Below are 13,032 nucleotides of genomic sequence, written 5' to 3'. Positions count from 1 at the left end.
AATAACACAGGAAATGGCTGCTTCCCTGGTTGGTCTTTATACTATCTCAGGCATGTATGAGCTTAGGTTTTCCACATATCCACATACTGGTTATTCACAATTGTGGATAAGTATGCCGTATTCCTTCTGCATGGCGAGAGTATAAAAGTATAAATATGGGTAAAGGAAGTATAAGCAGGGGCAAGTTTGAGAAAACTGTGTAGAGCAGGAAAGGCTACGGAAGTATAAATGCGCAAGAACTGTGGCATAACAGACAATACTTACACAGCCATACTTTATACACAGGTGTTCATAAAAAAACGCCGGCCCTGGGTAGAACCGGCGTTTTATACTTGTAGCTAACAAAACGCCCGCAGGTGCTGCGGAGTTTGTAGCTTAGCTTTAGTCCATGATATCAAACTTGATGCCCTGGGCAAGCGGCAGCTCACGGCTGTAGTTGATGGTGTTGGTCTGGCGACGCATGTAAATTCTCCAGGCGTCGGAGCCGGACTCGCGGCCACCGCCTGTATCTTTCTCGCCACCAAAAGCACCGCCGATCTCGGCACCCGATGTACCGATGTTCACGTTGGCAATGCCGCAGTCGGAACCCCAGTGGCCCAGGAAAGCCTCTGTCTCCAGCAGGTTGGTAGAGAAAATAGCCGAGGACAGGCCCTGACGCACGCCGTTCTGCAGCTCAATGGCATTTTCCACATCACCGCTATACTTGATCAAGTATAAGATTGGGGCGAATGTCTCCTCCTGCACCGTCTCGTAGTGGTTCTCGACCTCCACAATGGCTGGTTTCACATAGGTGCCGGTCTCGTAGCCTTCGCCGCTCAGGATGTCGCCACCAGTTAATAAGGTGCCTCCCTCCTGCTGCACCTTCTCCAGCGCACTGGTGAAGGCATTCACGGCGTCCTTATCGATCAGCGGACCAACCAGCGTTGTGCTGTCCAGCGGGTGGCCGATCGGCAGGTTCGGGTATACTTTCAACAGGCGCTCCTTTACCTGCTCAAAGATGTTCTCGTGGATGATGAGGCGGCGGGTGGAGGTGCAGCGCTGGCCGCAGGTACCCACGGCCCCGAACACGATGGCGCGCAGGGCCATTTCCATGTCAGCGCTCTCGGTAAGTATAATGGCGTTGTTCCCGCCCAGCTCCAGCAGGGATTTTCCTAAACGGGCTCCTACCGCCTCGCCTACTTTCTTGCCCATGCGCGTGGAGCCGGTAGCCGACACCAGCGGCACGCGCTTGTCGTGGCTCATCAGGCTGCCGATCTCGGCATCGCCGATGATCAGGTTGAAGATTCCCTCCGGCAGCTCGTTCTCGGCCAATACCTCCCGGATGATGTGCTGGCAGGCGATACCGGCCAGGGGCGATTTCTCAGAAGGCTTCCAGATTACCACGTCGCCGCACACGGCAGCCAGCATCGCGTTCCAGCTCCAAACCGCCACCGGGAAGTTGAAGGCGGAGATCACACCCACGATGCCCAGCGGGTGGTACTGCTCGTACATGCGGTGCTGCGGCCGCTCCGAGTGCATGGTGTAGCCGTGCAGCTGGCGCGAGAGGCCAACGGCAAAGTCGCAGATGTCAATCATCTCCTGCACCTCGCCCAGGCCCTCCTGGTAGATCTTGCCCATCTCGTAGCTCACCAGTTTGCCCAGCGCCTCCTTGTGCTGGCGCAGCTTCTCGCCTATCTGGCGCACGATCTCGCCACGCTTCGGGGCGGGCACCTTGCGCCATACTTTAAAAGCTTCCTCGGCCTGCTGCACCACCTTGTCGTAATCTTCGGCGGTGGCCATGTGTACGGTGGCAATGGTGTTACCGTCTGCCGGTGAGTTGATGGTGCGGGAGGTGCGCCCTTCGTGGCCGCCCCACACCAAGCCGGTGCTATAGGCCGGGTTTACTTCTTTTATGCCCAGTTGGTGCAGCACGTCGGAAATTTCTTTTACCAGCGGGGCTGCGTCTATGGTTTGCTTCATGGTTTTATCGCTTTACGTCTTTTTTAACAGGCTCTTATACAAAGCTAAAAAATAAAAAAGCTTCTGCAAGGCTGCAGAAGCTTTCTATGGTATTCGCTAGAATTTATTAACCTTTGCCAATCGGGTAGTATGCCTTCAGGCCATCCGGATAGACGCCCTCAATGTATACCACTCCGCCGTCGAAGTTCTTCAGGTGCTTCTCCACATCGCCTGGCTCTTTCACTTCATACTTGTCGATGCGGGTAATGATGAAGCCATCCTTCATGCCTGTGTCGCGGAACTTGCTGTCGGCAACGTCCTTAATCTTGGCGCCCCCGGTAATGCCCAGCTTGCTCATTTCCTGACGCGTCACCGGCTCAAAGGTAGCGCCATCAAAGGTAACGGCCTTGGCATTGCTGCGCTTCACCAGTTCTGTGCTGTTCTCCAGGTTCTTGAGCGTCACATTAGTTGATTTGCTCTTTCCGTCGCGCTGGTAGGCAATCTTCACTTTATCGCCTGGGCGGTAGCGGGCAATCTGCTCCAGCAACTGCGATGACTTGCCCACTTTCACGTCGTTCACGGCTGTGATCACGTCACCGGCCTTCAGGCCAGCCTCCTCGGCACCGCTATTTTCCTGCACGGCCGCCACGTAAACCCCGTTCAGGGTTTTAATGCCTTTCTCCTTCGCAAAGGCTGCGTCAATCTCCTGGATAGAGGCTCCCAGCAAGGCACGCTGTACTTCGCCATACTTCAGCAGGTCATCCACCACCTTGCTTACGATAGCCGACGGAACGGCAAAAGAGTAACCGGCAAAAGATCCCGTCTGCGAGGCGATGGCGGTGTTGATACCCACTAGGTCTCCGTTCAGGTTCACCAGGGCGCCTCCAGAGTTACCCGGGTTCACGGCGGCATCTGTCTGAATAAACGACTCGATGCTCATGTCTTGGGTGGCGCTGGTGCGCAGGATGTTGATGTTACGGCCCTTGGCACTCACGATACCCGCGGTAACGGTAGAAGTCAGGTTCATGGGGTTACCCACGGCCAGCACCCACTCGCCCACCTGCAGGTCATCGGAGTTACCGTAGCGGATGGTTGGCAGGTTTTCGGAGTTGATCTTTAGCAGCGCGATATCGGTGGTAGGGTCGGAGCCCACCAGCGTAGCCTCAAACTTGCGCTTGTCGTCCAGCACTACCTCAATCTTGTCGGCCCTGTCGATGACGTGATTGTTGGTCACGATGTACCCGTTAGAGGCCACGATTACCCCGGAGCCGGAGCCCACCTGCGGGCCACGCGGCACGCTCTGGCCAAAGCCGTCGCCGAAGAACTCACGCAGGAACGGATCCATCGGGCTGCTGTAACGATCGGAGGAGCGAACGCTGTATTCCGTCATCACGTGCACGACTGCGGGCGTGGACACCTGTGCGGCTTTTATAAAATTAAGGCCTTCCGGCACGATCACGTTGCTGCTGCGCATGTCGCTGGTGTAGCGCACGGTTGGGTACTGCTGCTCCGTCTGAACAACCTTGCTATCATCTTCCAGCAGTTTGTAGCTTCCGACAGCCACACCACCGCCTACCACAGCCGAGAGCGCAACGCCAAGTATAAACTGTTTCGTCTTCATATGTTATTTTTAAACTTTACTATATATAATATTCTAAATGAGGTATATTCCCAGTTACTGAACGCTATAATCTTATACGATAGTATGATACCGCCCGGCAGATATTTTGCGCACTTCTGTTTATAAACAAAAAGGAGGCCAATTTTGATGGCCTCCTTTTAAAATTCATACTTGCTCCTTACTTAGACGCGCCGTTTTCCGAGAGTGCTTTTTCTTTTTTCTTCTCCGGTTTTACTTCTCTGGTCTCTGCGGATGCGATGTTGATCTGGCGCTTCATGGTCTTCTTTTCATCCTTGGGCACACGCACCAGCAGGATTCCGTCCCTGAACTCAGCCGAGATATTGTCCGGGTTCACGTTATCGGGCAAATAAAACGTCCTGCTGAAGGAGCCATACTGGGTTTCCAACATGTGGAAGCGGCGGTTCTCCTCTTTCTTCTCAAACCTACGCTCCCCGGTGATTGTCAACCTGCCTTCCTGGAAGTCGATGGAGATATCCTCTTTCTTCACGCCAGGTAAGGCAGCCTCGATCTCGTAGCCGCGCTCTGTCTCGCAGGCATCCACATGGGGGGTAAAGCTGGAAAGGCCCCTGGAATTAACAGACTCGTTGAAGAACCTGTCCAGCATTGCGCTGAACGTGTTCGGCATGTTCTCCTGCATGCCGTTGTATCTTGTAAGTGCCATTTTAACCTCCTTTTTTAAGTCCTTAAACTCATTTTCAAGAAGGATACCGTAAAAAGCGTACCAATCGGATTATCATGCTAAAACATGAAATAATGTCATTTTAGAAGTATGGAAAAAGATAACTTCCTGACTAATTTACAGTTGCATTATACTTTAGTACGAAATACTGGCAGTGCTGGGGGCACGGTTAATGGTATACTTCAGTTCCAGGCCCACCACCGGGGTAATGCGATTGCGCTTGGTGGTATAACCCTCCTCCTGTAGCTGCCCCTGTTCGCTGTATACCGGCGGGATGAGCACGTAATAGTAATCCGTTTGCCGCATAAAGTATGGGTTGAGGCGCAGTTTCTCTGTCAGCTCATAGTTCAGGCTGAGGCGCAGGCGCGTGCGGTCGATGGTGCGCTCCTTGATGAGGCCGTCGTATTGCTTGCCCAGGCTGGAGCGCAGCATGGCTTCGTAGTTTATACTTGGGGTGATGAATTTGCTGCCCAGCGGCAGGCGCTTGCCAAGTTCCGCCGACAGCCGGAAGCGGCCGGACGCGTCCCGGTCCTCCTGGTCCACATACTCGAACAGCAGCTGCTTATTAAAGTACAGACCTTTCACCTCGCCGTTGTGGCGCAGGAACAAGGCATAAAAAGTAGTTTTAGGGTAATCCTCGGCGGCATAACGCACTATGGCCCCGCCCCGCCAGTGCTCCGACAAGGTATGCTCGTAGCCCAGGCTCAGCTCCACCCGCTCAAAGTTACTCAGGATGCCGGAGTCCTTCAGGTCGTTAAAGTCGCCGTCGGTGTTGATGCGGTAGCCGTTGCGCAAAAACAGCAGCCCCTCCTCGCCTAAGCCGTAGCTTGCCTGCAGCTCCGGCCAGATGGTGGTGGGGGCGGTAACCTTGCTCTGTGCCTGCGCCAGCACGGGCAGGAGAAGCAGCAGTATAACGTATAACTTTTTCATACTTATTTGTTGAGTTCTCCTGTAGTGCCTTATCCCGCCAGTTGCTGCAGCGCCACCCATGCCATCAGGCCAATGCCCGTTTCCAGCGCGGCCTCATCCACATCAAAGGTTGGCGTGTGCACGCCGGAGGTAATGCCGCGCTCCTCGTTGCGGGTGCCGAGGCGGTAAAAGCAGGCGGGCACCTGCTGCGTGTAGTAAGCAAAATCCTCCGCGCCCATCCACAGGTCCAGGTCCACCACGTTCTCCGGGCCTAAGTATGCTTCTGCGGCCTCGCGGGCTATACTTGTCACCTCCGGGTCATTCTGCAGGAACGGATAACCGAACTTGATGTCGATGTCGCAGCTGCCGCCCATACTTTCGCAGAGGCCCTCGGCCAGTTTCCTGATCTTCTGGTGTGCCTCGCGCCGCCATACTTCGTTCATAGTCCGGAAAGTGCCTTCCAGCTTTACCTCGTTCGGGATAACGTTGGTCGCGCCCCTGGCCTCCACCTTGCCAAACGAGAGCACCGTCGGCACCTTCGGGCTGGCGTGGCGGCTCACGATCTGTTGCAGCGCCACGATCAGGTGGGCCGAGATCAGCACCGGGTCGATGTTCATTTCTGGCAAGGCAGCATGGCCTCCCTTACCCTTTACCGTGATGTAGATCTCATCGGCACTGGCCATGTACATACCCGACTTAAAACCCACCTTGCCGGCAGGCAGCAGCGGGAACACGTGCTGCCCGATTATACTTGCAGGAGCCGGGTTCTGTAGCACGCCTTCTTTGATCATAAGGGAGGCGCCGCCCGGAAATTTCTCCTCCCCCGGCTGGAAGATCAACTTGATGGTACCCTCAAACTCCCCGCGGATTTCCTGCAGGATACGCGCCGTGCCCAGCACCGAGGCCGTGTGCACATCGTGTCCGCAGGCATGCATCACGCCTTCGTTCTTCGATTTGTACGCCACCTCATTCGCCTCCACTATCGGCAGGGCATCCATATCAGCGCGCAGGGCTATCGTTTTCTTCTCAGGATATTTGCCCTTTATCAGCGCCACCAGACCCGTGTTCGCCATACGTTGTGCTTCTATTCCAAACCTGGCAAGCTCCTGCTCTACATAGGCGGCGGTGTTGTGCTCCTCAAACGAGAGCTCGGGGTTGGCATGGATGTGGCGGCGCACCTGCACCGTATCCGGCGCATAGGCTTTGGCAAGTTCCTTTATTCTGTCTATGGATATCGGCATGGGACTTCTTTCTGAAAACTGGTTACTTATACTTTGGCCTGGCACACAATTACTGTAAAACAAGGTAGCAATTATACTTTATGGCATCAAACATAAAAAGCGTTGCAGCCTCTCCGCCACAACGCTTTTAAAGCCTTTTGCCTTACATTACCTTAGTTCTTCCGGAGGTTGATCTTATCGGGCACGATCTGCGCATTTGGTATCAGGTCTGAGATCTGATTGAGCACCTGCTGGGCCTCCACACGGCTAAAGAAATCACCGACTACCAGGCGGAAGTTGGGTTGCTGGTAGGTGAGGTAATCCTGCACATCGGGCACTCTGGAGATGATGGCCTTGCGCAGGTCCATCACCATCTGGCGCTGCGATCCGTTGTAGGCCAAAATGCGGTAGCCCTGGGCATACTTGATGTTCTTGTTCACGCTGGCCACGGTGTCCATCAGCACGGCCACCTGGTCATTGTTATGCTTTGTGGGCTCTATGCGTGCCATTGCCCCTGTTTCGGTCACCTCATACGTTGGGCGGAACTGGCTCAGGTCCTCCATCACCCGCTCCGACTTGCCTGTGCCTACTTTTGCCTCGCTGCCCACGCGGCCACCACCTTTGGAAGGGGCGCAGGACGAGACTGCCACAAGGAGCAAAACGAGCGAAAAACTAAGAATTCTATTCATGGGAAACTATTTGGATGCTGGCCGAGCAGCCTAACCTGTCGGCGCCAGCCTTTATTAATGCTTCTGCTTCTGCTTTTGTCCGTACGCCGCCGGCAGCCTTTATCTTCATTTTACTGGGCAGCACGCGGCGCATCAGCTTTATGTGCTCTACGGTTGCCCCCTTGGAGGCAAAGCCCGTGGAGGTTTTCACGAAGTCCACGCCGGCGCTGGCGCAGATGCTGCAGGCTTTCACGATCTCCTCCTCCGTTAGCAGGGCGGTTTCGATGATCACCTTCAGCTCGGCCTCCTTTAAGTGGCAGAACTTGGCCAAATCGCTCAGCTCGTTCTCCACCTCCTTATACTTGCCCGATTTAAAGTAGGAGATGTTCATCACTACGTCTATCTCGTTGGCGCCGTCCTCAATGGCCTGGTGCGTTTCCAGGAACTTGACCTTGGGGTGCTGGTAGCCCAACGGAAAGCCAACCACGGTGGCGATCTTAACCAGCGTGCCCACGCCCAGCCGCTCTTTGGCCTGAAGCACGTAGCAGGGCGGTACGCAAACAGCCGCAAAGCCGTAACTCCTGGCCTCGTCGCAAAGCTGCATTACCTGGTCGGCGGTAGCCTCGGGGCGCAGCAGCGTGTGGTCTATGTAAGCAGCGATGTCTTCTCCTGCCATAACGTTAGATAAAAGACAAAGGACATAAGATGAAAGTATACTTCCTCCTATATCCTCTGTTCAGGACAAACATGAAGCCGCCACTAAGTATACTTAGTGGCGGCCGTATTCTTTATTCCTCAATAAGTACGCAGCGGTTGTTGTGCAGATCGTCTTCCACGCTCTTAAACTTCACGTCCTTCAGCACACGGCCATCGGTATACTGCACGCTTACGCGCTCGTTGCGCCCGGCCACCTTCTGGGAGTGGGCCGGCAAAATGCGCTCCGGCTCGGCGGCAGGCGCCGATGTGTGGCCAGCCTCATCCTCCAGCGAGGAGTGTACCTCCTGCTTCTGCTCCTTCAGCACCGGCGGCTTGGGGGCCATCGGTGGTTTTATCGGCTGCTGCATCTGTTGCGGGGCCTGCACAGGTATAAACGCACGGAACAGGAACTCAATTGTCTGCTCGTTCACTTTTCCGATCATGCGCTTAAAGAGCTCAAACGACTCAAACTTGTAAATCAACAGCGGGTCTTTCTGCTCGTACACGGCGTTCTGCACGCTCTGCTTCAGGTTGTCCATCTCGCGCAGGTGGTCGGTCCAGGCCTGGTCGATGGTGCCCAGCGTGATGATCTTCTCCATGGAGCGGATCAGCTCGAGGCCATGCGTTTCGTAGGCCTTGGTTAGGTTCGCCACGGCGGCCAGCTGGCGCTTGCCATCCGTAAACGGCACGGCGATGTTCTCGATCATCGGCCCACGGTTCTGGTGGATGTCGGTGATGATCGGGTACGCCTGCTCCCCGATCTGCTTGTTGCGGTTCAGGTAATGGTTCAGGGCCTCGTTGTAGAGGCGCTCTGCCAGCTGGTTGGCCGGTGCGGCTTTGAACTCATCCTCCGTAATGGCGGACTCGATGCCGAACACGCGCAGCACGTGCAACTGGAAGTTCTCGTAGTCGCTGGTGTTCTTGTAGCTCACGATCACGTCCTCGCTGATGTCGTAGATCATGTTCCAGATATCGAGCTCCAGACGCTCGCCATAAAGCGCGTTCCGGCGGCGCTTGTACACCACCTCCCGCTGGGCGTTCATCACGTCGTCGTACTCCAGCAGGCGCTTACGCATGCCAAAGTTGTTTTCCTCCACTTTCTTCTGGGCACGCTCAATAGAGTTCGTGATCATCGAGTGCTGGATCACCTCGCCTTCCTCCAGGCCCATGCGGTCCATCAGGCGGGCAATTCTGTCAGAGCCGAACAGGCGCATCAGGTTATCCTCCAAACTCACGAAGAACTGCGAAGAACCCGGGTCACCCTGGCGGCCGGCACGGCCACGCAACTGGCGGTCTACGCGGCGTGACTCGTGGCGCTCCGTACCGATAATGGCCAGACCACCCGCTCCCTTCGACTCCGGCGTCAGCTTAATGTCGGTACCACGACCAGCCATGTTGGTAGCGATGGTTACCGTGCTTGGCTTACCGGCTTCGGCTACAACCTCGGCCTCTTTCTGGTGCATCTTGGCGTTCAGAACCTGGTGCTTGATGTTGCGCAGCTTCAGCATACGGCTCAGTAGCTCCGAGATCTCTACCGACGTGGTACCCACCAGCACCGGACGGCCTTGCTCCGTGAGCTGCACAATCTCGTCGGCAACGGCGTTATACTTCTCGCGAACGGTTTTGTATACTTTGTCGTGCTCGTCTTTTCTGGAGATAGGGCGGTTGGTCGGGATCACCACCACGTCCAGCTTATAGATGTCCCAGAACTCGCCTGCCTCTGTCTCGGCAGTACCCGTCATACCAGCCAGTTTGTGGTACATACGGAAGTAGTTCTGCAGCGTAACGGTGGCGTAGGTCTGCGTGGCGTCCTCTACTTTCACGTTCTCTTTTGCCTCAATAGCCTGGTGCAAGCCATCGGAGTAGCGGCGGCCCTCCATGATACGGCCCGTCTGCTCGTCCACGATCTTCACCTTGTTATCCGGCGTCACGATATACTCGGTGTCCTTCTCGAACAGCGTATAGGCCTTCAGCAACTGGTTGATGGTATGGATACGCTTCGACTTCTCCTGGAAATCGGCGATCAGTTTCTCTTTGGCGTGCAGTTGCTCCTCATGCGCCATTGTTTTGTTATGCTCGATCTCGGCGATCTCGGTGCCGATGTCTGGCATGATAAAGAAGTTCGGATCTTCGCCCTGGCCTGTGATCAGGTCGATGCCTTTCTCGGTGAGCTCGATCTGGTTGTGCTTCTCATCGATGGTGAAGTAGAGCGGCTCGTCGGCCTCCGGCATCTGGCGTGAGTTATCCTGCAGGTAGAAGTTCTCCGTTTTCTGCATGATGGCGCGGTTACCCGTCTCGCTCAGGAACTTGATCAGCGGCTTGCTCTTGGGCAGGCCACGGTAGGCGCGGAACAGGGCCAGGCCACCGTCCTGCGTGTTGCCTTCCTTTATCTGGCGCTTGGCCTCTGTCAGGAAGTTCTGCACCACCTTGCGCTGCGCTTCCACCAGCATCGAGATGCGCGGCTTCAGCTGGTAAAACTCGTGCTCATCGCCGCGCGGCACCGGGCCGGAAATAATCAGCGGCGTACGGGCGTCATCTATCAACACGGAGTCCACTTCGTCCACCATGGCGTAGTGGTGCTTGCGCTGCACCAGATCCTGAGGTTCGCGGGCCATGTTGTCGCGCAGGTAGTCGAAGCCGAATTCGTTGTTCGTACCGTAGGTGATGTCTGCCCTGTAGGCGTTGCGGCGGGCTTCGGAGTTTGGCTGGTGCTTGTCGATACAATCGATAGTAAGACCATGGAACTCGAACAAGGGCGCCATCCATTCTGAGTCACGCTTGGCCAGGTAGTCGTTCACGGTTACCACGTGCACGCCGCGCTTGGCCAGGGCATTGAGGTAAGCAGGCAGCGTGGCCACCAGCGTTTTACCCTCACCTGTGGCCATCTCGGCAATCTTACCGCGGTGCAGCACAATACCACCGATCAGCTGTACGTCGTAGTGCAGCATGTCCCAGGTGATCTCGTTGCCGGCAGCCATCCATTTGTTGGCCCAGGTAGCTTTGTCGCCCTCGATCTGCACGTTTGGCTTGCGGCCTGCGATCATGCGATCGTGGTCGGTGGCGGTTACCACCAGCTGGCCATTCTCCTTCCAGCGGCGGGCTGTTTCTTTAACAACGGCAAAACCCACCGGCAGCACCTCCATCAGCACTACTTCCAGGTCTTTGTTGCGTTGCTTCTCCAGCTCATCGATCTCCGAGAAGATGTTCTCCTTCTGCACGATGTTGAGCTCTGTTTCTTCGGCCACACGCTTGTGCAAGGCCGCGATCTTGTCGTCGATCGGCTTGAGGCGCTCATCAATAATGCCCTTAATCTCGAATGTCTTCTGACGAAGCTCGTCGTCTGTAAGTGTGGTTAGCTTGGCGTATTCCTCGTTTACTTTAGATACGTAGGGTAGTACCTCCTTTATATCTCTGTCGGACTTGGTGCCGAATAGCTTCGCAACGGTTTTACCGAAAAAATCAAACATCTGTATGTGTTGTTCTTAAATGAATTCTTCTGTTCGCAATATCGTCAAAAATAGCTGTTTTTCCGATATTTCTAATGTTCTGTACTAAAACAATACCAGAACAAACGGTGTTTTGTCCTTCTGCCATATTTACCGGTAAAGTATAGCGGTTTTGCTATTAATGGCTTCAGGGGCTAATTCGTTATGCCATAATAGGTAACATGTGGCAGTGTGGCAGAAGTTCGTTTTGAGGCTGAGGTTATACTTTATACTTCGGATGTACCTGATGCTCTGTGTTTCTTGGTACTGAGTTTTTCAGCTGCGGATTTTCTGATCCGGGTAAGTCATACTTTTACACTCCGGCTTTACTTCTCTGGTGCAAGCTGAAAGTCACGGAGCATTTCGGGGCGCCCACTTGTGCCTTTCCCTGCTTCTGGCGCAAGTCTCCAGACTTGTGTCCTTTTATGATATCGAGTTTGTAACTCGATTGGCTTGAAAAGCCATACTTGCTTTGACTATACTTTCATACTTGCGCAAGCCTTACTTTATGCTTTCTCTGGCGCAAGCGTCCGCTTGTGCCTCTTTATACTTAAGTTATACTTTTATACTTGCTGGTTTTATACTTCAGTCATACTTCCCTGGCCGCCGCTTCATACAACTGGACACAGGCTATACTTAGTAGCTTCCGCTGATCCTCTAGTTCCCACAAACCTACCATTGCACTTCATACTTTGGCTCCCTCAAGGCCGGGAGGCCTCGCCTTCGGGCATCGCGCTGGGAGCTTTTCCTGCCCTCGTACCTCGGGCTGCCTCACTCTCGTTCGGCACCGGAAAAACTCGCATAGGCGCTCAACCCAAAGGCTGGGATCAGATTCGATAGCCTCTGCTTTCTGTCATCTCGACCTACGGGAGAGATCTATTCAGGATTCCAGATAGACCTCTCGCCCTGTTCGAGATGACAGGTGAAGAAGCAAGTATAAATTCCCCTCTCGGGAGGGGTTGGGGTGGGTTTATACTTCTGTAGGGGAAGATCGTGACCTGTCTGCCCAACGGCAGCAATGAAACTTAAACTTTAGCATCAGTAAGTACGAACTCCCCTCCTTAGACTACCGAGAACGAGAGTTCGAAGGTAGCGAGCGCAGCTCTGAGGGGTTAGGGGTGGTTGGAACAAGTACTGCAGAGGCTCCCTCCCCTGTTTTTAGGGCCGGGGTGGGGTGAAAGTAGTTGGCGCCGAAACAGCCTGCATCCCCTATGATCAACAAATAACTCCCAACCTAGAACACCTTCTGAAACTCCACCACATCCTCCCAGCCATCCAAGGTATGCAGCCATTCTTTCCGCACGCCCACTTGCTGAAAGCCAGCTTGGGTAAAGAGGTGTATACTTGGCAGGTTGGTGGCGGTAACGGAGCAGTATACCTGGTGCAGTTGCAGTTTGCCTTGGCAGTAGCCCAACAGCAGTTGCAGCGCCTCGCGGGCATGGCCATTACCCCGGTGCTCGGCCATCACTACAATGCCTACGCCGGCGCGACGGTGGAGCGGATCGAAATCGAAGAGGTCGATGGCGCCGATGGCTTCGTGGTTGCTGTTGCAGATGACAAGGCGCAGCTGCTTTACCGTATAGATGTCGAGGGCGGCGTTTTCGAGGTAGGCCTCCAGCACGAACTTAGAGTAAGGCGTGAGTGTGTTTCCCACATGCCACACGGAGGTGTCGTTTTCCAGCGCGTAGAGGAAATCCAGGTCGGAGGGCTCCAGGGCACGCAGGTAGGTTTGGTCAGCTTTCAGGAACACGGGTTGATAGGTTATACTTGCACACAAGCTACGCAAAAAAAGAAA

The 13,032-nt window shown here is 54.7% G+C and carries 10 protein-coding genes; 1 reads left to right on the top strand and 9 read right to left on the bottom strand.

The window, feature by feature from the left end:
- Nucleotides 1-381: 381 nt before the first annotated feature.
- The 8 genes from amaB to secA all read right to left on the bottom strand — a co-directional run bounded on the left by amaB (nt 382) and on the right by secA (nt 11,219).
- On the bottom strand, nt 382-1,959 hold the full coding sequence (gene amaB, locus A3841_RS16420) for an L-piperidine-6-carboxylate dehydrogenase (RefSeq protein ID WP_073853883.1): 1,578 nt from the start codon (nt 1,957-1,959) through the stop codon (nt 382-384).
- Nucleotides 1,960-2,065: 106 nt separating this feature from the next.
- Nucleotides 2,066-3,559 (bottom strand): Do family serine endopeptidase, encoded by a 1,494-nt coding sequence (locus A3841_RS16415; RefSeq protein ID WP_073853881.1) that lies wholly within the window; start codon nt 3,557-3,559, stop codon nt 2,066-2,068.
- 178 nt (nt 3,560-3,737) lie between these two features.
- The gene (locus tag A3841_RS16410) at nt 3,738-4,241 is read right to left on the bottom strand and encodes an Hsp20/alpha crystallin family protein (RefSeq protein ID WP_073853879.1); all 504 of its coding nucleotides are present in this window, start codon (nt 4,239-4,241) and stop codon (nt 3,738-3,740) included.
- A 153-nt stretch (nt 4,242-4,394) separates the two neighbouring features.
- Entirely contained in the window at nt 4,395-5,189 is a 795-nt protein-coding gene (locus A3841_RS16405) for a DUF2490 domain-containing protein (RefSeq protein WP_073853877.1), read from the bottom strand.
- A gap of 29 nt (nt 5,190-5,218) precedes the next feature.
- Nucleotides 5,219-6,409 (bottom strand): M20 metallopeptidase family protein, encoded by a 1,191-nt coding sequence (locus A3841_RS16400; protein ID WP_073853875.1) that lies wholly within the window; start codon nt 6,407-6,409, stop codon nt 5,219-5,221.
- Nucleotides 6,410-6,561: 152 nt separating this feature from the next.
- On the bottom strand, nt 6,562-7,077 hold the full coding sequence (locus tag A3841_RS16395) for a sporulation protein (RefSeq protein ID WP_073853873.1): 516 nt from the start codon (nt 7,075-7,077) through the stop codon (nt 6,562-6,564).
- Nucleotides 7,070-7,732 (bottom strand): deoxyribose-phosphate aldolase, encoded by a 663-nt coding sequence (deoC, locus tag A3841_RS16390; RefSeq protein ID WP_073853871.1) that lies wholly within the window; start codon nt 7,730-7,732, stop codon nt 7,070-7,072. Before deoC ends, A3841_RS16395 begins: the two co-directional genes overlap by 8 nt.
- Nucleotides 7,733-7,844: 112 nt before the next feature.
- Nucleotides 7,845-11,219, bottom strand: coding sequence for a preprotein translocase subunit SecA (secA, locus tag A3841_RS16385; protein WP_073853869.1), 3,375 nt, complete (start codon nt 11,217-11,219; stop codon nt 7,845-7,847).
- A gap of 490 nt (nt 11,220-11,709) precedes the next feature.
- On the opposite strand from secA, the gene A3841_RS20405 reads away from it, so the two are divergent.
- A complete protein-coding gene (locus tag A3841_RS20405) occupies nt 11,710-11,877 on the top strand; it encodes a hypothetical protein (protein WP_170866220.1) in 168 nt (55 codons plus the stop codon).
- A gap of 594 nt (nt 11,878-12,471) precedes the next feature.
- Here A3841_RS20405 and A3841_RS16380 read toward each other — a convergent pair.
- Complete coding sequence (locus A3841_RS16380; RefSeq protein WP_073853867.1) at nt 12,472-12,987, bottom strand: GNAT family N-acetyltransferase; 516 nt, start codon at nt 12,985-12,987, stop codon at nt 12,472-12,474.
- Nucleotides 12,988-13,032 lie beyond the last annotated feature (45 nt).

Origin of the sequence: Pontibacter flavimaris (assembly GCF_001907195.1) — a bacterium.
GTDB lineage: Bacteria > Bacteroidota > Bacteroidia > Cytophagales > Hymenobacteraceae > Pontibacter > Pontibacter flavimaris.
Note: the sequence above shows the minus strand (reverse complement) of the source record. Positions and strands in the feature narration are given on the sequence as shown.

What these genes read in the sequence shown, in the direction of transcription:
- deoC (WP_073853871.1), bottom strand. Translation starts at nt 7,732, where the DNA reads ATGGCAGGAGAAGACATCGCTGCTTACATAGACCACACGCTGCTGCGC.
- A3841_RS16405 (WP_073853877.1), bottom strand. Translation starts at nt 5,189, where the DNA reads ATGAAAAAGTTATACGTTATACTGCTGCTTCTCCTGCCCGTGCTGGCG.
- A3841_RS16395 (WP_073853873.1), bottom strand. Translation starts at nt 7,077, where the DNA reads ATGAATAGAATTCTTAGTTTTTCGCTCGTTTTGCTCCTTGTGGCAGTC.
- amaB (WP_073853883.1), bottom strand. Translation starts at nt 1,959, where the DNA reads ATGAAGCAAACCATAGACGCAGCCCCGCTGGTAAAAGAAATTTCCGAC.
- A3841_RS16415 (WP_073853881.1), bottom strand. Translation starts at nt 3,559, where the DNA reads ATGAAGACGAAACAGTTTATACTTGGCGTTGCGCTCTCGGCTGTGGTA.
- A3841_RS16400 (WP_073853875.1), bottom strand. Translation starts at nt 6,409, where the DNA reads ATGCCGATATCCATAGACAGAATAAAGGAACTTGCCAAAGCCTATGCG.
- A3841_RS16410 (WP_073853879.1), bottom strand. Translation starts at nt 4,241, where the DNA reads ATGGCACTTACAAGATACAACGGCATGCAGGAGAACATGCCGAACACG.
- secA (WP_073853869.1), bottom strand. Translation starts at nt 11,219, where the DNA reads ATGTTTGATTTTTTCGGTAAAACCGTTGCGAAGCTATTCGGCACCAAG.